General features: G+C 54.1%; 16 protein-coding genes. 11 read left to right on the top strand and 5 right to left on the bottom strand.

Annotated features, from left to right (window positions below; translation table 11 throughout):
- Positions 1–224 (top strand): hypothetical protein (locus D7M11_RS37155; protein ID WP_205127107.1); only part of this gene is annotated, 224 nt, incomplete at its 5' end.
- A 43-nt stretch (positions 225–267) separates the two neighbouring features.
- On the opposite strand, the gene D7M11_RS25060 is transcribed toward D7M11_RS37155, so the two are convergent.
- The 3 genes from D7M11_RS25060 to D7M11_RS25050 form a co-directional block, all read right to left on the bottom strand.
- Positions 268–2,118, bottom strand: coding sequence for a right-handed parallel beta-helix repeat-containing protein (locus D7M11_RS25060; RefSeq protein WP_120750004.1), 1,851 nt, complete (start codon positions 2,116–2,118; stop codon positions 268–270).
- Between the two features lie 429 nt (positions 2,119–2,547).
- Positions 2,548–3,564, bottom strand: a complete 1,017-nt coding sequence (locus tag D7M11_RS25055) for a LacI family DNA-binding transcriptional regulator (protein WP_158606822.1) — start codon at positions 3,562–3,564, stop codon at positions 2,548–2,550.
- A 190-nt stretch (positions 3,565–3,754) separates the two neighbouring features.
- Positions 3,755–4,228 carry a DUF1572 family protein gene (locus D7M11_RS25050; protein ID WP_120750002.1) on the bottom strand — a complete coding sequence of 158 codons (474 nt, stop codon included), beginning with the start codon at positions 4,226–4,228 and terminating at the stop codon, positions 3,755–3,757.
- 166 nt (positions 4,229–4,394) lie between these two features.
- On the opposite strand from D7M11_RS25050, the gene D7M11_RS25045 reads away from it, so the two are divergent.
- Both D7M11_RS25045 and D7M11_RS25040 read left to right on the top strand, forming a co-directional pair.
- Complete coding sequence (locus D7M11_RS25045) at positions 4,395–4,835, top strand: GNAT family N-acetyltransferase (protein ID WP_120750001.1); 441 nt, start codon at positions 4,395–4,397, stop codon at positions 4,833–4,835.
- A gap of 27 nt (positions 4,836–4,862) precedes the next feature.
- Positions 4,863–5,426, top strand: coding sequence for an adenylate kinase (locus D7M11_RS25040; RefSeq protein ID WP_120750000.1), 564 nt, complete (start codon positions 4,863–4,865; stop codon positions 5,424–5,426).
- A gap of 314 nt (positions 5,427–5,740) precedes the next feature.
- On the opposite strand, the gene D7M11_RS25035 is transcribed toward D7M11_RS25040, so the two are convergent.
- Positions 5,741–6,586, bottom strand: coding sequence for a helix-turn-helix domain-containing protein (locus D7M11_RS25035; protein WP_158606821.1), 846 nt, complete (start codon positions 6,584–6,586; stop codon positions 5,741–5,743).
- A gap of 104 nt (positions 6,587–6,690) precedes the next feature.
- Between D7M11_RS25035 and D7M11_RS25030 the strand changes: the two genes are divergently transcribed.
- Positions 6,691–8,019, top strand: a complete 1,329-nt coding sequence (locus D7M11_RS25030) for an ABC transporter substrate-binding protein (protein ID WP_120749998.1) — start codon at positions 6,691–6,693, stop codon at positions 8,017–8,019.
- A 61-nt stretch (positions 8,020–8,080) separates the two neighbouring features.
- The gene (locus tag D7M11_RS25025) at positions 8,081–11,149 is read left to right on the top strand and encodes a CBM96 family carbohydrate-binding protein (RefSeq protein ID WP_120749997.1); all 3,069 of its coding nucleotides are present in this window, start codon (positions 8,081–8,083) and stop codon (positions 11,147–11,149) included.
- A 48-nt stretch (positions 11,150–11,197) separates the two neighbouring features.
- Here D7M11_RS25025 and D7M11_RS25020 read toward each other — a convergent pair whose 3' ends face one another.
- The gene (locus D7M11_RS25020; protein ID WP_120749996.1) at positions 11,198–13,486 is read right to left on the bottom strand and encodes a helix-turn-helix domain-containing protein; all 2,289 of its coding nucleotides are present in this window, start codon (positions 13,484–13,486) and stop codon (positions 11,198–11,200) included.
- 271 nt (positions 13,487–13,757) lie between these two features.
- Between D7M11_RS25020 and D7M11_RS25015 the strand changes: the two genes are divergently transcribed.
- From D7M11_RS25015 to D7M11_RS24990, 6 genes are all read left to right on the top strand, one after another.
- A complete protein-coding gene (locus D7M11_RS25015; protein WP_120749995.1) occupies positions 13,758–14,726 on the top strand; it encodes an ABC transporter permease in 969 nt (322 codons plus the stop codon).
- Between the two features lie 16 nt (positions 14,727–14,742).
- Entirely contained in the window at positions 14,743–15,609 is an 867-nt protein-coding gene (locus D7M11_RS25010) for a carbohydrate ABC transporter permease (RefSeq protein ID WP_120749994.1), read from the top strand.
- A 63-nt stretch (positions 15,610–15,672) separates the two neighbouring features.
- Positions 15,673–17,193, top strand: a complete 1,521-nt coding sequence (locus D7M11_RS25005; RefSeq protein WP_120749993.1) for an extracellular solute-binding protein — start codon at positions 15,673–15,675, stop codon at positions 17,191–17,193.
- A gap of 163 nt (positions 17,194–17,356) precedes the next feature.
- Positions 17,357–18,304, top strand: a complete 948-nt coding sequence (locus D7M11_RS25000) for a DinB family protein (RefSeq protein WP_147433490.1) — start codon at positions 17,357–17,359, stop codon at positions 18,302–18,304.
- Between the two features lie 350 nt (positions 18,305–18,654).
- The gene (locus tag D7M11_RS24995; RefSeq protein ID WP_158606820.1) at positions 18,655–19,074 is read left to right on the top strand and encodes a helix-turn-helix domain-containing protein; all 420 of its coding nucleotides are present in this window, start codon (positions 18,655–18,657) and stop codon (positions 19,072–19,074) included.
- A gap of 39 nt (positions 19,075–19,113) precedes the next feature.
- Positions 19,114–20,172 carry a serine hydrolase domain-containing protein gene (locus tag D7M11_RS24990; protein ID WP_120749990.1) on the top strand — a complete coding sequence of 353 codons (1,059 nt, stop codon included), beginning with the start codon at positions 19,114–19,116 and terminating at the stop codon, positions 20,170–20,172.
- The last annotated feature ends 290 nt before the right edge of the window (positions 20,173–20,462 follow it).

The raw sequence follows: 20,462 nt of genomic DNA, 5'->3' as shown, positions 1-20,462 counted from the left end.
ACTACCAAAGCGAATTCAGGGGGGTTGGTTTCCTATTGCCAAAAACGTGCGTATCCGGAGGATTGCGCAAAGACAATACCCTCCAAGCGGCGTTCTCCCACCCGATTAATTTTCAGGATAGAAAGTTAAACTTCGCTAAAGTATTAAAGCGAAGAGCGACTTTCTGTACCAAGAAAAACGCGAAACGAAATACGAATTTCTTTACCAAAAGAAACTTCCGCTAAACCGCGGTCGCTCATCCTTGAAGTACGTCGATAGTAGTTTTTCTTACAAGGATTGGTTTCCAACGCCCGCGAACAGGTCGTGCGGATGAAGCGGATCGAGCAAGTCGCGCGAGATGTTGCCGTTTGCAAACGCATTGCAGGCGGCATCAATAACAACGCCTTTCATTTTGAGCGGTGCAGACGCTGTATTGATCTGCTTGTTGCTGTCGAAGATGATCAGAGAGTTGGCATCGGCCACGGATAGTTTCACGGAGCAGCTGTGGTGTGCGGCTGCGGTGGAAGCATTGTCCTCAAACCAGTTGTTCGTAATGGAAATACATCGTATTTTTAGCGAAACATCTGCCGTACTGTTAAAAATGCCGGCATAGTTGTTGCGTGTAAACTTGTTGCCCGTAATCAGCAAACCGTCGCTGGAATAAAGAATGATGCCGATCTGTTCATTTTCGAGGAAAATGTTGTTGCTGATCAAATCCGCGTTTTTGCCGACTACTCGCATGCCGTACTTGTTTTTCGTGAATACGTTATTGGTCACAATGACCTTAGTGCAGAAGGGATCGTTTCGTCCTGTTTCGATATTAAGCGCCGTACCGCCGCTATCCCGAATGGTGTGGCCTTCCACCAGCATATTGTGCTGCTGCGCTCCGCCAAAGCTGACTTGGTACGCGCCGGCACTTCGCTTAACAGTATTGCCTCGCAGCACAATGTTCTGGCTCGTCAGCCCCCAGTTTGGATTCGGCTCGACATCGATACCGCATTTCGGAGAGATCCCCTGAATGGTTCCGGCTTCATCTACCATGCAGTTCGATACGGTCACGCCGTCTTGTGCGATCAGTGAAATGTTATTACGGCGGCATTTTGTAACCGTACACGAATCGATCAGGATGTTTTTGCTGACGAATGCTTCGCGCACCGGCGTCGTCTGGTACGTAGCGGTGACGGTAATGCCGTCGGTCATCCCTTCCGTAATGAAGCAGTCTCGCACAACCACATTCGTACAGCCTTTGATTTTGAGACAGGACTGCCAGGTTTCACTTGCCGCATAAGCGGTGCGTGCGGAGATATTGCCGTTCAACTGAAGCCCTTCAATCGACATATTGGTGCAATTTTGCAAATAAAGCAGCGTAAAATTGTTGTCTGCCGTGGTGTAGGTGCTGTCCTGCAGCTTTGGTGTATCCGGCACGCCCGCTTTGATCTTTAATATCGCATGGGTTGAGGAGATATGAATGTTGCTGCGATCACTAAGCCAAAGTCCGCCGGTTTCGAGCGAATAAAACGCGTTAGTAACCGGGATATGCAGATGACCGCCCTCTGGAGGAAGCGCATTAATCGCCGCTTGCAGAGCCGGCGTGTCATTCGTAACGCCATTTCCTTTAGCGCCGAACCAGCTTGCGTTGAACGTATACTGATCGAAGTTCCGCTTGAAGCGCGCGCCGCTGGTGGAGACAAGAACCGTGCCGGTGTTGTCGGGAGACGTTGCATCCGCAGCATCGTAACGAAAATGACCTTCTTGACCCGCATCCGTAACGTAGTACTGTTCGTTTGGCTGCGGCGATGTGTAGCTGCGCAGCTCTGCGATGGTCACCCGAATGATGCAATCGCTTGTTGTGACTGCAGGAGAAGAGGAGCCGCCTTGATTATTGCCGTTTCCATTGCCGCCTCCTGCTCCGTGGTTCGGAATGCCGCCCTTGTCGGCATACGCGGTTCCGCCAGCAGACAGCAACTGCGAAGCGGCGACCGTAACACCTGCTGCGCCAAGCATCGTCAGTAATTTGCGTCTGCTGATTCCATGCTGTGATCCGGCAACGTCTGCCGATTCTGTTCCGGACATGCTGTCTGTGGAGAGGGGCGAAAGAGCTTGATTACGTTCGTTCTCAGCGATTAGATTGCGGGTCATGTTGTTTTCAGCCTCCGTTCAGGGATGAAATAACAATCGATTACTACCACGAAAAGCGCTTTCAGTGTTAAGTTACAACAGAAAGAAGGATGAAGTCAACAAAAATATTTCATGCGTCTTTTTTAATTTCATACGTTATATAGACGAATCCGGTTCGTAATGGATAATGCTGCTGCTGCCCATCATGATGTTTCGTCCTGCTTGGCTGTTTGTTCCAACACCATTCAATCGCTTTCTGATCGGGTAATTCTGCTCCTCGTCGAGATCATTACATGATTAAAATAACGGTGTAACTGGCCGGGGAGAGGGATGGCATAGCGCAAACAGAACAAAAGACGAGACTTGGATTGCTCTGAGGCAACCCAGTCTCGTCTCTATGGTGTTAGGACGAAGGAGCGCAGGAGGAAGAGGTGTTATTCAGGAAGGGAATCATTCCGTCAGCGGATTACGATGCAGAAAAGGGGACTGCAGCGTGCCTGTTCCGATAAACTCGGCTTTGTTGACGTAGATCGTGGATGCTTTGTCCTCTGTAAGCAGACCTTCGATCTGCTTCATCGTTGCCTGGATCATAAAGTCCGAATCTTGACGTACGATGGACAGGACGGGTTCGCTTGCGGTCGTCAGGCTGGTGGTGCCGAACCCCAGCAGGCTTACCTGCTCCGGCACTGCAATGGAGTTGTCTTTATGCCATTGCAGGGCGGCGAACTGCACGATCGTATTGCAGCATAAAATAGCGGTGTACGGCATTTCATAGACGCGAAGCCGGCGGCACAGTTCGTACCCGTCTTCTTCTTTGCTGGCTTGCACGAGCCCCATATCGAGCGTTATATCGTGATCCATAAGCGCCTGACGGTAACCGCGCAGGGTGACAATATGGACGGACAAGTCCATGCTGCCGAGAAACAGGGCAATCTGCCGATGGCCGAGTTCAATCAATCGTTTGGTCGCAGCATAGGAAAGAGCGGCATGATCGTGAATAATTTGCCGCAAATAATTGGAGGGGGCTGGCGTATACTCTTCAAACGATTGCAGTAAGTACGAGACGGCTGCTTGTTCGAGTGCCTGAATGACCTCTGTCGTATAGGGACCGCGTACAATTACGCCTGACAGATCAGTCGTTTGCAAAAAATGCATCAACTGAGCGATGGAATCGGGCGAATTCGGTATATATTTGAGCAGCAGCTCGCACTGCATCCGGTCGGCGGCACGTGTAATGACATCAAAACGTGAAATATAACGCTGGTCATCGATCTCCGTATTGATGATCAGCAAGCAGAGACGGGGACGCGGCGTCGTAGCTTTGTATCCGAGCTCCTTGGCTGCTTGCAGAATGCGCTCGCGCGTTTCCTGCGATATGCTGCCGGAAAGGGAATTGTTCAGGGCGAGCGACACGGAAGTACGGGAAATGCCAAGAAAATCGGCGATCTGTTTTTTCGTCACACTCATGTAGGATTCATCCTTTGCTTCAAAACTGAAACTTGTTACGAAAAGTATACACGCGTTACTTGCCATATTCAACAGCGAAAATAAAGCGATGGAACTAAAATAAAACGCCAGCGTACTCCTGCCGATCCATTTGTCCGCATGTGCTGCTGTAAAGGATTGCGCGCGTTATCGACTTAATGGGAATAGGTGTTTATAGCGATGTAGACTTGTACTCATCCTTCAAAAGCTGCTTGGCGATATAAAAGATCTGGCCCATATGCTCCGAGTAATGCGTCGCGCATTGATGCAGCACATCCAGGTTTGTCCGCTCTCTGTTTCGGACCGGCTGCGTCCGCTCCATATCCGCTTCGGTCATCGCTTGCACCGTATCGATGACAAACTGGAAGCGGTCCCGGACGATGCTCTCCAGCTCGAATCGGCTCATATTCCGCTGCCGCAGCTCTTCGTCCCGGTCTCGCGTCACTTGCCGGTTCAAAATGCCTTTCGCGATTCGTTCCTGAATGTTGCCCTCGATATGCCGGATAAGCGATGAAATGCTGAGGCTTGCCGGGTCGGGTCTCCAATTCAATTGCTCCTCGTTTAGCTGCTGCAAGGCAAGCAGTGTTCGTTTGCGGATTTCTTCGAATTTTTGAATGAGCCAGGTTTGGTTGAATGCATGGTTCATTTGGTTTCCTCCGTTTCATGGCGTTACATGGGGTACATTCGACGCAGGTGCCTCATATTCCTTGTCTTGCCCGCCATTAGACAGATTACGGAAGGAGATTGCTCTAATCCTATTATTTCAGCTTAATTCCAAATATGGTAAAGTTGTAACGTTAGGAGGTGGGCAGATGGTACAAATCCGGCTTGCAAACTCGCTCATTACGGATATGGGAAGCGAAGAGGATTATAGTCTTGTAGGGAATCGGCTATACGCATACAATGTGCGAGAGACCCGGGGGCTTCTAAAGTTACCGGGACGGGACATCAATCTTTATTTGAGAGATGCCGAGGACCGAGTAGTAGGCGGTTTGTTTTGTGAAACGTGGTCCTACAGCTTATACATCGATATGTTTTGGATCGACGATAGCTATAGAAATCAAGGCTGCGGGAAAGCGATGCTTGCAGAGGCGGAGCGGCAAGCGAGGGAGCTTGGCTGCATCCATGCCCATACGAACACGTTTTCGTACCAAGCCCCGCACTTTTACGAACGGATGGGGTACGAGGTGTTTGGGGTGAACGATGGCTTTCCGGATGGGATTAAACAATATTTTCTTAGAAAAAAGCTGTAATACGAGACCAGTACCCAGGAGGCGCAAATGCTGTATGTAATCGGAGGAGCTTCGCGGGGCGGGAAAACGACGGCTGCCAAACGGCTGGCGACGGAAGCGGAAATCTCCTATTTTTCGCTTGACTATTTGATGATGGGTATCGCGAACGGCATACCGGAGCTCGGCGTTTATCCGACGGAAGGCGATCTGAAGACAGCGCTGCGGATGTGGCCGATCGTCGACCCGCTTATGACGGCGATGGTGGAAAACGGCATCGACTACACGATCGAGGGCGTACAGCTCGTGCCTCGTTTTGTTGCCGAATTCGAGCGAAAGCATGCGGGGATGGTGAGATCGTGCTTCCTCGGCGTCGCCGAGCTGGATGTGGAGGAAAGCGCCGAGACCATGAAGCGTTACTCGGCCCAAACGGAAAATGACGGATTGGCCGAGCTGGACGGCTCGGAGCTGATCGTAGAACTGAAACGGATCAAAACGGACAGCATCCGCATCAAGGAGGAGTGCGCGGCGTACCGTCTGGCCTACTATGAAAGCTCCGCCGATTTCCATAAGGCGATTGACTCGGCGATAGCTTATTTGCTGAGGAAATCGTAAAAAAGAAGGCAGCTTGCGGCAAGAATGACGCCGAAGGCTGCCTTTTCCCATGCTGGGGGTGACAAGGAGCGGCGCCGTCGTCCGGCGGTCCGGCATAACGGAAACGAATCTTCCGTTATCGGGTCGGGAAGGGGCAGGGACAGCTCCATAGCGGAAGCTTAACTTCCGTTAAACCGGCAAAAGCAGCCGAATCCGGCTCTTACCGACGACATAACGGAACTTCTTGTTCCGTTATGTCGGGGGCAAGCAGGGGAATGCAGCGTTTAACGGAACAAATGGTTCCGCTACGCGGAGCTGTCGGTATCCGCCGCCGCTTACACCTGCTCGCGGTACATTTTCGGCGAGATGCCGAACTTGGCCCGGAAGACGCGATGGAAGTACGTGTAGCTGCCGAAGCCCGTCGTTTCGGCGATATGCTCCAGATTCGCCATCGTGAATTTGATCCGGTCGCAGGCGATCGACAGCCTGACCTCCAGCGCATACTGCATGATCGTTTGGCCGAAGGCCGCTTTAAACGAGGCGACTGCGTGCGGAACGCTGATGCCGGCGTATTTCGCCACATCCTCGAGCCGGAAAGGCGAGGCAGCGTGCTCCATAATATATTGTTTCATTCGCAGCGCAGGCTGGGACAACTGCCGTTCGCCGCCGTCCGCAGCGGGCACGGAGCGTTCGATCATCAGACACAAAACGCGCAGCAAATAATCGGCTACTTCCGTCCCATGCTCCTTCGCCCTGCGATGCTCCTGAACGATCTCTTTGAAAATCGTCAGCAGGCTGTCGCTGAGCGGAATTTTCATTCGCTGGGGAAACGACGAGCGCCCCCACCATTCATCGAGCCAGGCCCCCCGGCACGACATGTAATAGTTGCCGCTGATTAACGATTTGCCCGCTTGCTGCTCCTGTGTCCGGACGAATTGAAAGCAGGCGACGTCTCCGGGGCGGTACAGCAGCAGATCGCCCGGTCCGATCGGGACCGTCTCCCCGTCGATAATCGCCAGGCTTGCGCCCTCCACCTGCAGCCGGAAATAATAATAATTCAGCTGTCTTCTCGCCGTCTGGTAAGGCTTGTAATGATAAGCGTAGTCGGCATGAAGAACTTCCGCCAGCGGCGCCGGCTTCTCTCCGGGCATCATGACCCTCACTCCCGATTCGATCATCATATAGTTCATCTTCTCAGCACATCGTTCATACCCAGTATATCTCAATTTTGATACGATAACGATGGAAAGATGGGATCGATACATACAAAAAGGAGAGGTACATCATGAATCGGAACTATGCTTTGCTTCTTGCGGGGGCGCTCGTATTCGGGACGGTGACGGCCGGCTGCGGCGCGAAGCCGCAGGAGACGGCGGACGGGAAAACGGGTCAAGCCGGAGGCGCACAGACGGAGAAGCCCCGCGACCCGATCGAGCTCGTGTTTTATTCGACTTCCGGGGACTTCGATGAGAACGGTTTCAACAAAACGTTTGGCGACAAAATCAAGGCGAAATTCCCCCACGTCACGCCGAAGTTTATAGCGCTTACGAAGGATACGGCGCTCGACAAGCTGATGACGACCGGGCAAACGATCGACATTTTGTTCAATTCGATCGGCCAAACGTCGGAAACGCTGCTGAATTACAAGATGGAGTACGATATTTCGGACATGGTTAAGAAGAGCAACTACGATCTGTCGCGGCTCGAGCCGGTGACGCTTGACATTCAGCGGCAAATTGCGAACGGCGGCATTTACGGGCTTCCGGTATTCACAACGACGCTCGCGCTGTACTACAACAAGGATTTGTTCGACAAGTTCGGCGTCGCTTATCCGAAGGACGGCATGACCTGGGAGGATACGTACGAGCTGGCGAGAAAAATGTCGCGCACGGACGGACAGTTGCAGTATAAAGGGCTCGGCATTTCGTTCTCGCACACGTCGCTGCTTAATTCGAAGTCGCTACCGTATGTCGATGTAAAAACGAACAAAGCGGCGTTTTCGACCGACGGCTTCAAAAACGTATTCGAAACGCTGACCAAATTTTACGAAATTCAAAATAACGAAGTAAACAAAGATACGGTCAGCTATACGAAGCAGCTGCAATCGTTCGATAAAGACCAGACGACGGCGATGTTTCTCGCGCTCAGCACGCTTGGCTCGGTCCGCTTCAAGGAAGGACTCAACTGGGACGTCGTTTCGTACCCGGTCTACAAAGATCAGCCGAACGTCGGGCCGCAGTCGTATCCAACGTATTTCTATATCAACAACGCCAGCAAGCTTAAGGACGACGCCTTCTCGGTGATCTCCTACTTGACGACGGATGAGTTCCAGCAGCATTTGGCGACGAACGGCATCTTCCCGATTCTCAAAAACCGCGATGCGATGAAGTCGTACGGCAGCGACATTCCGTTCATGAAAAACAAAAACACGCAATCGTTCCTGCCCAAGCAGTTCGCTCCGGCTGCTCCGGTGAGCAAATATCAGAGCATTGCGTTTAACAACCTGAATAATGCGTACAACGCCGTTCTGCTGAAGGAGAAGGATGTCAATACGGCTCTCCGCGAGCAGGAAGAGAAAACAAACAAAGATATCGAAGCGCAGCTTGCGAAGTAAGCGGGCTCTAACCGTTCGGGCCTGAAACGAAACGAAATCAGGTAAAAGGGGCGAAGGTTTCATGCGAAAAGCTCGGTTCCACCTGTTCCGCGCAGCGGCTCTCGGTCTGCTCGGTACGCTGCTTGCGGTATCCGGCATGCTAATAACGCCGGGGGACGTTTTTGCCGCTTCGGCTATTACGATCGACACGCCTGTTGACAACGCGGTCGTACCCGCCGAGACAATAACGGTGTCGGGAACGTTCAGCGGCGTAACCGACCTAAAACTTGTCATCAACGGCGGACAGCAGGCGGATGTCGTCACCGACGATCCGGATGCCGATCATACGGGGACGTGGCATTACAGCCTGGATGCAAGCAAATACGGCGGGCAGATCGAGCTGCGGGTCAAAGGCGCGGATGCGGCGACCCGGTCCACCGTCTGGTCGGCTCCGGTTACGCTGCGGGTCGATCGCGATACGGTGCAAGCTCCGAAGGTGACGATTGCAAGCCCGGCGGACGGGGCTACGGTTAGCGGCGTAGTTTACGTTCAAGTAGCCGTCTACGCCAGCAATCCGATCGGCAGCGTACAGGTCCGAATCGGGTCCGGCCCGTGGCAAGCGGCGGCCCCGAACGGCTCTTATTACGAGCTGGCGTGGAACAGCGACGGGCTCGGCGACCGCACGACTTCGATCGAAGCGAAGGCGGCGGACACGGTGGGCAAAACCGGGTACAGCATGACAACTTACGCCAAGACGGGGGCAGGGACGAGCGAGCCGGTTCTCGTCCGCAGCCAGGATCGGGCGATGTGGATTTGGGAGCCTGCGGCCTACAACCTGTTCCTGAATCCCGGCTCTAGAGATGTTCTTGACGCCTTTTCCAAAGATACGGCCACGTTCGGCTCGGACCCTGTGACAACGCTGTATATAGCGGTCGGAGGATTCAGCGGCGTAAATATTATGGAGGATGAGCCGGGGAAACTGCAGAACTTCCTCGCGTGGGCCCATCTGAACGGTTATCAGGTGCACGCCTTGATCGCGGGCGGAACGAACCCGCCATACCTGGGGGCGTATGCCGCCTACCATGACACGGCGACGAAGCAGATCGAGCGAGTCATCAACTTCAACCTCGCCTCGCCGGCCGATGCCCGCTTCGACGGCGTGAACGTCGATATCGAGCCGTACATTTCGCCGGACTTCAAAAGCCCGGACCGCTTTTTGCAAAAGCAGTATTTGGACGGCCTGAATAAAATGATCCAGCGCCGCAACGTCTCCGGAACCGGGCTAGCCATCGGCCCGGCGATACCGAGATGGTACGATACGTCGGCCGACGCGAGCGCCATCGAGTGGAACGGGACGGTGAAGCCGCTGTCCCAGCATATTCAGGACATTACGGACTATATTTCGATCATGGACTACCGCGATACGGCGGACGGCTCGAACGGGCTGATCGCCAGCGCTCAAGGCGAAATCGACTATGCGGCTTCGATCGGCAAGCCGAACTCGGTCGTCATCGGCGTGGAAACGCTCGATGTGGCGAACAGCTCCGATCCGTACGACGTCACCTTCCGGCAGAAGGGCCGTGCGGCGCTCGAGCAGGAGCTGGACAAAGTATATGCCGCTTTCGGAACTACATCGTCGTTCGGAGGAATAGCGATTCACCAGTACGATTCGTACCGGGCGCTGCCTTCTTATTGGGGGCCGGGAGGAACGCTGTGGAGCCCTCCGGAGGACGTGACCCCACCGACAGCGGTTACGGCTGCCCCGACGGCTTCCGCGGTCGATTACAAGCAGATAACGGTCCGTTACGGCAGAGCGTACGACAATACGGAAGTGGACGTGTATCGCATTTACCGCAGCGTAACCAGCGGCTTTACTCCCGGCCCGGCTAATCTGGCAGGGACGTCACGAAGCCTCACGTTCCAGGATACCGGCCTGCTGCCGAATACGACCTACTACTATAAAGTGGCGGCCGTCGACGTCAGAGGCAACGTCGGTCCGGTATCCGCCGAGGCTTCGGCGAAGACGGGGACGACCGCGCTGAAACCGCTGATCGTGAGCGGCATGAAGCTGGCTTACAACGGCAGCTCGGCGGAGGTAACGCTGAGGGTAGCGGATTATGCCACCGGCGCGGCAGTAGCCGCGAATGTGGGCGGACGGTTCACCTATTCCGACGGCAAATACGTAACGGTGCAGACGACGGCGGACGGGATCATGACGGCCAGTTCGGAGGCGATTCCCGCCGGGCGGCAGGTCGGCTTTATGGCCCGCACGATCGACGCTCCGGGCTACTACTATGCGAAAGCGTACGATAAGCCGCAGGAAGCGACCCTGTATCCCGCAACGGGGCAAGGGCTCACGGGGCTTGCCATAAGTGTAGGCACTCTCGATCAGAGCTTCGCTCCTCATGTGCTGTCATATTCAGTTAACGTCGATGAACAGACGGAGGTCCTGACGGTAACACCTTCGGCGGCAGCGGCGAATGCAGCCGTATCGGTAAACGGCCAGCCGGTGGCGAGCGGCACGGCTTCCGCGAATATTCCGCTCCCGGTCGGGCGCAGCAAGATCGAGGTGGAGGTGGCGGAGCAAAGCGGTGGGGTCTACGTATACACGATCACAGTCGTCCGCGCCGGTCAAGTAACGAGCGTATTCCCAATCACGGAAGCGGCCTACGTCCACGAAACCCGTCCGACGGAAAACTTCGGCGGTGGGGCGCTGCTCGAAGTGATCGACATACCGGGTGCGTCCGGCGGCGGAGACCGGATCGCCTTTCTGAAGACCGATTTTGACGGCTTTGCGGGCACGGAAGTGAACGAAGCCAAGCTGTTCGTTTATGTCGCTGCGACAACGGCCAAACCCGTCACGCTATCGGTCGATGCCTACGCGCAGGCGACATGGAGCGAAACGGGAGTGAACTGGAATAATCGGCCCAAGGCGGGCTCCGTACCCGTCGGGACGGTCACGGTCAGCTCGGCCGGCTGGTACTCGGTCGACGTTACCGGTTTTATTCGCTCCCAGACGGGGGGCAATCGGACGGTCACGTTCCGGATCATGGACCCGAATACGAAAAATACGCTTGTAACGATTGCCGGCAAAGCCGATGCGGAGCATAAGCCTTACCTGATCATTAACCCGTCAGCAAGTGCCGACTAGGTCGCAGGCAAGGCGCCCATAACCCGAATAACGTTTCAAGAGCCCGGCTCAGCCGGGCTCTTTGGCGTCGAAGGCGGCACCCGAGCGGCGGTAGTCGCTCGGGGTCAGGCCGGTCGCTTTTTTGAACATGCGGATAAACGAATTGACGTTCTGGTAACCGATCTCGGCAGCGATGTCCTGTATGCGCGTATTGGTCGTGCTCAGCATCGATTTGGCGCGATCCATCCGCAGACCGCTTATATATTCGCTGAACGTCTGGCCGGTTTTCTCGTGGAAGTACGTCGACAAGTAGCTGCGCGACATCTTTAGCTGGTCCGCTACATGCTCGAGTGAGATGTCTTCCCCGTAATGGGTGGCCACGTAACCGAGCACGAAGTCGCGAATCGGGTCCTGCTCTGCCTTGCGGTTTGCCACGAGTTCGGCGGCTTCGTTTGTGAAGCGGCGAAAAAAACGCGAGTAATCGCCGGTGCTCCAGCACATTTTCAGCAGCAGAAACGGCGATTCGCCGTCCAGCAGACGGCTGATGTCGTAATGATGCTCGAGCAGCAGCTTCAGCACCTTCGCTACAAGCTGCTTGCCGAGCTCGGCAAACTGTCCCGCGCTGACCCGGCTGTTTTCCATCTGTGCCAGCAAACCGTCGATCAGTGCGGCCGTCCGCTCTCCGCTACCAGCCAGCAAGGTGGAGGCCAGCTCCTGCTCCTGGGACGAGGTCATAAGCGCGCCGAGCTCCTGCTCCGGCAATTCGGTAACGATCTGCGTGTCGCGGTTCAACTGGCGCGAGCCCAGCATCGCCTGCACTTCCTCGTAGGCGCCGGCCAGTTCCTCCGGCGTACGCCTTGCCGGTCGGAACGCGATCGTTACGAAGCCGTACTCCCGGTCGCGATCGAACACTTCCTTCAGGCGATGCAGCATATCGGCGACGACTTCGGCGTCGTCCGAAGTGAACAGCAGCGAAACGATCTGCTCTTTTTCCATCTGCAGCGTAACGGAGTCCGGGAAGCGGCCGCTCATATGCAGATTGATATATTCGTGGATGTAGTAGACGGTTTTCTCCTGATCCTCGGCCGCCATCTGCCGAGTAAACGTCAGCTCGAACGCCACCAGATAAAACGGCCGGCTCATATCGATCAAATCGCGCAGCTCGTTCCAGTGATGAAAACTTTTGATTTTGCTCATATAGCCGTAACGCTGCAGCAGTTTGTTTTTGCGGCGCAAATCTTGATCGAACACGTTGTTGTCGCGCAGCATATCGGAAATGCTGCGGCCGAGCCAGTCGAATTCGTGGATGCTGCTGCCGAGCTTGTGCGGATGACCCGAGCGCTGCAACAGACGGATGATGCCTTGGATCGGGCTGTTGAACCGCATGCTGAGCCAGATCGAGATCAGCACACTGATGCCTACAGCGGCACCCATGATCGACAGCAGCAGCAGGTTCAGCTTCTCGACCTGGGAGGCGATGCGCACGTAGGGAATGACGTTGACGTACAGCAGCCCCGAGTTTTCCCCCTTGCGGTAAAAATAGTACCGGTCGTCCCGCTTCACATAGCCGGAATTGCCTTCGAACGAAAGTCCGTCCGGCAGCTTGTTCTCGGCACCGTTTTCCGATAGCTGCCGCGGCGGAGCGTGATAGAGCGGCTCACCGTCCGGCCCGAGCAGAAAGAAGCTGTCTTCTCCGTTATGATGCAGGGAGCGGTACAGACCGTCCGCATCCAGCAGAGCGGCGACGATATATTGATTGTTGAATTTGTTTTTGATAATGACCGGCAGCAATTCCCCTTTGTCCAGCACCGATTTGTCGTATTTGTACTCGCGGAACCGGGCGGACGGAAACAGCCGGAACGTGTACGGCTCGGCGAATTGCCGATGCCAGAACACCGGTCCGTACGGCTCGCTGACGTAAAACTTCGTAAACATATTAACCGTGTTCGACGTCCCCTCCTTCTCGATCACGAACGGATTGTCGCGGAACAGGATGAATACATTGTCGAAGTGAAGCATTTTGTTCGACAACAGCGCGTTCATCTCCGTCTTCACGGCCGGTACGGCGGTATAATTCGGCTGATCGTCAGGGCTTAGCAGGACGGAGAAGCGCTCGTTGAAGTAAAACCGCAGCATGTCGCTCTCGACAAGCTGAAGCTGCTTCTCGTAACCCGTCACCGTGCTGCTCAGGTTCAGCGTATTGGTCTCGATAATTTCCTGATGAATATTCGTCTGGAAGAAGGCGAAGCTGAGCACGTTGAAGGATAGCAGCAGCGCGATAATTAGCAGGAAGCTGCCGAGCAGCTTGACGAAGAGCGAGTTGCGCCGAATCGTTTTTGTTTCCTTAGCCCGTTCCATCGCTAGAAGCCCCCCTCAAGCGTCTTTTGAAAAATTTCCTTCTGTTTAAGCGGAAAGTCCGCATGCCGCCTTGGATTATGCATTCCGTCTGATTGTATGCATTTCGTCCGTTCCCGATAAAACGCTTACAAAATGACGGATTGCCGATAGCACGTTAGGCGCTTCCGGGCTATTCTCGGTATATGCCCATGCCCATTGTAGCAATGCGCGCATTCGCATCGCAACCGTTTTTTGCGGGGCGTACGACAAGAAGAGAGAAGGAGGGGAAGGCATGGAGGCAAGCGAAATACAGAGCAGCTTGCCGCAGCAAACGGCGCGAAGCGGTCCAGGAAGGCGATCCGCCGTCGCCAAACGGTTTCGCGAGAGCCGCTACCTGCTGCTGCTCGTCGCGCCGTGTATCGTTTATTTTATGCTGTTCCATTACGTTCCGATGTTCGGTATCGCCATTTCGTTCCAGAAGTACAACTTGTTCAAAGGCATTTGGCACAGCGAATGGGTCGGCTTCCATTATTACCGGATGTTTTTCGGCAACCCGGACTTTTTCAAGCTGCTGCGCAATACGTTCCTGCTCGGGCTGTACCAGATCGTGTTCGGCTTTCCGGCGCCGATCCTGCTGGCGCTGCTGTTTAACGAGCTTCGGCACGCCGCGCTCAAGCGGATCGTCCAGTCGGTCAGTTACCTGCCGCATTTTTTGTCCAATGTCGTTATCGTGAGCATGATCGTCGTGTTCCTTTCGCCGTCGGGCGGACTGATCAACCGGTTGCTTGAGGTGGTCGGGCTGTCGCCGGTCAACTGGCTGATGCTGCCCGAATGGTTCCGCACGATCTACGTCGCTTCCGGCGTATGGCAAAATATCGGCTGGTCGTCGATCATTTATTTGGCCGCGCTGTCGGCGATCGATCCGCATCTGTACGAGGCGGCGGAGATGGACGGGGCCGGGCGCTTCCGCAAAATGGTGTACGTATCGCTGCCGGGCATAATGCAAACGATCGTCGTGCTGCTCATCCTCGATATCGGTCATGTGCTCGGCGTCGGCTTCGAGAAGGTGTTCCTGCTCTACAACCCGGCCACCTATGTGACCGCCGACATTATTAGCACCTACGTGTACCGGGTCGGGCTCGTGCAGGGCAATTACAGCTACGCGGCGGCGATCGACCTGTTTACCGGCGTCGTCAACCTCGTCTTTTTGCTAGCGGCGAACTGGGTGGCGAGAAGGCTCGGGGAGAACAGCTTATGGTAAAGGGGCGGTTTGCGGCATGAAAAAGAAAGTAAGCGTTTTTGACGTCGTTAATGTGCTGCTGATGGCGTTCCTGTTCGTCGTGACGGTGTACCCGTTCGTGTACATGATTGCCGTTTCGCTTAGCGATAGCGTATCGGTCATGAAGGGAAACGTGTTCCTTTGGCCGAAAGGATTTAATGTCGACATGTACAAAATCGTCCTCACCGATCCCCGCATCTGGAGCGGATACCGCAATACGGTGCTGTATACGCTGACAGGGACGGCCGTGTCGCTCCTGCTCACCGCGATGGCCGCCTATGCGCTTTCGAAGCCGAGGATGATGCTGCACAAGCCGATTACGGTGCTGATCGTGATCACGATGTTTTTCAGCGGCGGCATGATTCCGACGTTTCTGGTTGTGAAAAGCTACGGGCTCGTCGATACATTCTGGTCGATGATCATTCCCGGCGCGATCAGCGCCTGGTACCTCATTATGATGCGGACGTTTTTCGCCGGGTTGCCGCAGGAGCTGGAGGAGGCGGGGAAGATGGACGGCCTGAACGATATCGGCATCTTTATCCGCATCGCGCTTCCGCTGTCGAAGGCGGTGCTCGCCACGATCGGCTTGTTCTACGCGGTTGGCATCTGGAATAACTTTTATTCCGCCCTCATCTACTTGCGGAATCCCGATCTCGTTCCGCTGCAAGTGATTCTGCGCAACATCGTGCTCGCGGGACAAACGAATATGGACGGCACGTTCACGCTCGGCAAAGACCAGAAAATCGTCGAGGAGTCGCTGAAATACGCGACCATTCTCGTAGGCACGCTGCCGATTCTGGTGACCTATCCGTTCCTGCAAAAATATTTCATCAAGGGCGTGACCGTCGGGTCGCTCAAAGGATAATGCGAAAAACCGGAGGGAGGCAGGCGCTTTCCGCTTCACCGACGAGGCGGGGGCGCGGATCGGATGAAAAAGGCGATAGCGGCAACAATGGCGTTGATGCTGGCCGGGGTAACGGCGGCATGCGGATCGGACAGCGGCGCGGGCAAGGATGAGGGCGGGGCGGCGGACGGAGGCGGGGCGAAAACGGCGAAGACAACGCTGTCGATGCTCGTCGGCAGCCAATCGAACTGGACTTATGCGAAAGACAAGCCGATCTGGAAAGCGATTGAGGAGAAAACGAACGTCGAAATCAACGGCCAGGTGCCTCCGGGCGACAATTATACCGAAGCCGTCAACCTGACGATCGCCTCGGGCAATATGCCCGATCTGATGTTTATGGGCAGCTTCGCGACGGCCAACAAATATGGGCAGCAGGGGGCGCTTGCGAACATTACGGAGTATCTCGACCTGATGCCGAATTTCAAAAGCTGGCTGAGCCAGTATCCCGAGCTGAAGCAGCGGTACACGTCCGCCGAAGGCAAAATGTTCATGTTCCCGAACGAAGGGTTCGGGCAAGGCGAACGGATATCGTGGATGTACCGCGACGACATTTTCAAAAAGCACGGTTTGACGATTCCCGCCACGTACGACGAGCTGTACGAGACGCTCAAAAAGCTGAAGCAGCTGTACCCGGACAGCTATCCGTTCGTAACCCGCGGCGGCTTCGGCACGATCTCGCGCATGGCGCCGCAGTTCAACACGTACAACGACGTCTACTACGACTTCGACAAGAAGGAATGGCGGTACGGGCCGATCGAGGACAACTACAAGCAAATCGTCCAGTTTCTGAACAGGCTGTACAAGGACGGCTTGATGCCGCCGGACTGGCTCACCGTGAAGGGCAAGCAGTTCGACGATTTTATAGCCAACAACAAATCGTTCGTGTTCCTCGATTATATGGTCATGGACTACTATAACGTTCCGCTGCGCAAAGACAATCCGCAGTTCAGCATGTTGTTCATGCCTCCTCCTGCGGGCTTTGCCGGGGCGAAGCGGAACAACATCAACCTGAACACGGTTGACTCCGGCATGACCGTAGCGTCGACCTCGAAAAAAATAAAGGAAGCCATGAAATATATGGACTTCTACTACAGCCCGGCGGGCAAGGAGCTGTCCAGCTGGGGAATCAAGGGCGTCACGTACGAGGAGACGAACGGTCAGAAAAAATATCTGGACGCGTTCAAAACGATGTCCGATCTGCGCGAGAAGCCGGGGCTGCTCAACTACGGCACGTACACGTGGATCGACTATAACGCGCTGCTGACGCTGACCGGCAAGGAGACGAAGGACGCTTACGCCGAGATCGGCAAGTACGACTCCAAGCTGCAGCCGAAGCCCGCGTTTACCGAGAAGGAGAACGACGTGCTGACGACGGTCGGGCAGTCGATCTCGAAGCATCGCGAAGAGAACATAACCCGCTTCATCATCGGTGAAAAAGGGATGGATCAGTGGGATGCGTACGTAAACGAGGAGAAGAAGCTCGGGCTCGACCAACTGATTAAAGTATACAAGGACGCTTACGACCGGGTGCTGAAGGCCGGATAAGCGGTATCGGGCCTGGGAGGGAAGACCGCTGAAGGATGTTTTGGCGGTCTTTTGGCCGTTCGGTCCGGCTTCTCCCGTTGTCCGGGGCTGCTTCACATTCCGGGTATGATACAATGGGAGCGACAGGCTTTGCGCTGCCGGCAATAGGCAAGAGAATGGCGGCGTGCCGGAACAAGATGAAGTAGGGCGAGGGATATGGATGGCGGAGAGAGGGACTGGCGAGAGCCGAGACGGCGGGCAGGGAGTGCAGGAGCAGGCAAAGCTCGTGATCGGCGTTGAACGGGCCGAGACGGCCGTAACGTTTTACACGGAGGTGCTGGGCTGGCAAGCGATTACGTCCGGTGACGGCGGACGTTATGCGCTGCTGGCGCTGCCGGGAGAAGGTGTCGCGCTTCTTGCGGATCGTGCCGACGCGGAGGGGTATACGGCACGGCTGGCGGCGCTGGATGCGAAGAGGCTCGAGTCCGGCGAGCGCCATTTTATACGCGTGCCCGAGGAGCTGGGACCGCTGGAGCCGCTGCTGCAAAGGGCGGAGGAGGCCGGAGCGGTTGTGAGCGACGAGTTGGAGCCGGGCTGTTGGCGGACGCTGACGCTCGAATCCCCGGAAGGGCACCGCTTCGCGTATTGGCAGGAGTTCGCGGCGACCCACGAACAGATCATGGCGATGTTCGCTGCCGCACCCCAGCGGCTGGAGGCCGCGCTGGCCGGCCTTGGCGACAGCGAGCTGGACCGGGCGCTTGCTCCCGGCAAATGGACGATCCGCCAGCAGGTGCATCATCTGGTCGATCTCGATATGGCGGCGACCCACAAGCTGAAATATATAATCGCGGAAAACGAGCCGGGCCGAACGTTCAGCTCCAGCCGGTTCGAGCAGGACCGCTGGGCGGAAGGGATGAAGTACGCGTTGCGGCCGATCGCCGCAGAGGTCGCCCTGTTCCAGCTGCTGAGAGAGCATGTGCTCTCCGTGTGCAGCATGATTCCGGATGCGCTGGCGCGGTCCGTTATCGTGAGCGGAGGACGAACGGAGACGGCGGCCAAGCTGATGAAGTCGATGGCGGGCCATGCGAACGGCCATATCCGCAAAATCGAACAAATCCGTGCGATGTTTTAGCAGTGGGCTTGTTTCGCGTTAGCGGGATAGGCCGCAGCAGTGCCATTGTCAAGTCCGGGTTGGTGACAATGCTGTTATAGAACTGCCAATAAAAACGATCCAGCAATTGCAGAAATTGCTCCGGGTCGTTGTTTTTTAGCAGCCTCCAGCTCGTCCAGCATTTCATCGAGCCGGCCAGGCGCTATAGGCCCCAGCTTCATTAGACACCGTGGCCACCAGAAATCGAGTAGGAGTCAGAAAGCATGATCAGATCTATCGCCGATTTAGCTTACAGTAGGCTTTACTCAACAAGATAGGGTTTAGATATCTTCTTTACATATCCTTTGATATCCCATAAAATGGGGATAGTTATGGATAAGGACGTGATGCCAATGAATGCGAAAGAAGCCGCCATGATCCTCGGGGTCCATTATAAGACTATACTCAACATGATAAATGACGGACGCTTAGCGGCAACGAAAAACGATTCTGGTGACTGGGTAATAAGTGATAGTGACCTTGCCGCACGCGAACAGCGAATCACTGACAAGGAGTTTTCAGCCATTTATGCACACATGGCTATGAAGATGATTGAAAAGGAGCACAGTCGCGCTGTTAAGTCAGCTCGAGAGGAACTTACATATATTGCACGATTAATAATAAAGTACGCTGATAATCCGAATGGATTTAATCAACAAATAAAGCGCCTTCAAAAAGCATTAGAATCCTATAAAGCAGTAGAAGCATTTACACAAACTGTAGAGTCTCTCCGGAAACAGGTAGATGCTTAAACTCTGAATATATAAATAAAAAAAGGGGGGTGGAAAATTATGGATTTCAGGCAGATGACAATATCTGAAACGGGGCTACATGAACTCAACTCTTATATTGAAGGTCTTGTTGCCGAGGATAAATTCTCGGGTTCAGTTTTAGTGGCAAGACACGGAGAAGTTCTATACAAGAAAGCGTTTGGAATGGCAAACAAGGGATACGGGATACCCAATGCAACAGAAACCAAGTTTAATCTCGGCTCAATAAATAAGATGTTCACTGCTGTATCAATCATGAAATTAGCTGAAAATGGCTTGATAGATCTAGATGATGTAATCGGCAAATATTTACCAAATTTGCCAAAAGAATATGCGGATAAAATAACGATTCATCAATTGCTAACCCATACATCAGGAACAGGGCTCTATTGGAATGAAAAATTCAAGGCTAAGTTTACACAACTCAAAACAGTTACTGATTATATCCCTCTCTTTATCGACGATCCGTTACTATTTGAACCAGGAATAAAGTGCACATATAGCAACTCAGGATACATACTTTTAGGAGCCGTCATCGAATCAATTTCGGGTAAAGACTACTTTACATTCGTAAAAGAAACTGTCTATGACCCTGCCAATATGTATAATACCGACTGTTTCGATTTGGAATATGATGTTCCAAATTTAGCGATCGGTTACACACGCTTTGGTACGCAGGACGGTGGTCCTTGGCGTAACAATGTATTTCTCCATGTTGTAAAAGGAGGGCCAGCTGGTGGGGGCTATTCTACTGTTGAGGATCTACTAAAGTTTGATATTGCGCTACGCACAAACAAGTTGCTTAGCCCAGAGTGGACAGAGCTTGCCACAACTGACAAACTTCAAGCGTACGGAGAACCGGGCAAGCGAATGCAATACGGATATGGATTCATGGATGTCAGGATACATGGGGAAAGAATAATCGGACATAATGGCGGTTTCCCCGGCGTCAGTGCTCTTTTGCATATGTACCTGCATAGCGGATATACGCTAGCGTTATTATCTAACTACGACACAGAACGCGGAGTTATGAATGTACATCTAAAATTTGATGAGCTGATATTTGAGAAGCAGAAATAAGCATGTTATTACTTATTCATACGATAAACAGTATCAAAGTGAATACTAGGACATGCCGCTAAACGGGGACGAAAGTTGTCACCAGCAAGGTCGTCGATTAATTCGACGACCTTTTTGAGCTTTTCAGACTGTGTCAGAAAGCATGCTTTCGGCACGCTCAAGGACGGTTTGCTTCTTCGTGTCAAAATGCCATAAATTAAGCAGGCATATGTCATGACTTCCCATGGCATTTTGACACGATTAATTTCCAGTCCAAGTCTGCCTCTAGTTTTTATATTTGAGTCAGTTTT

This window comes from Paenibacillus ginsengarvi, from assembly GCF_003626695.1.
In the GTDB taxonomy this organism is placed as follows: domain Bacteria; phylum Bacillota; class Bacilli; order Paenibacillales; family NBRC-103111; genus Paenibacillus_AB; species Paenibacillus_AB ginsengarvi.
The sequence above is the reverse complement of the archived record's forward strand: the minus strand, read 5'-3'. Positions and strand labels throughout refer to the sequence as shown.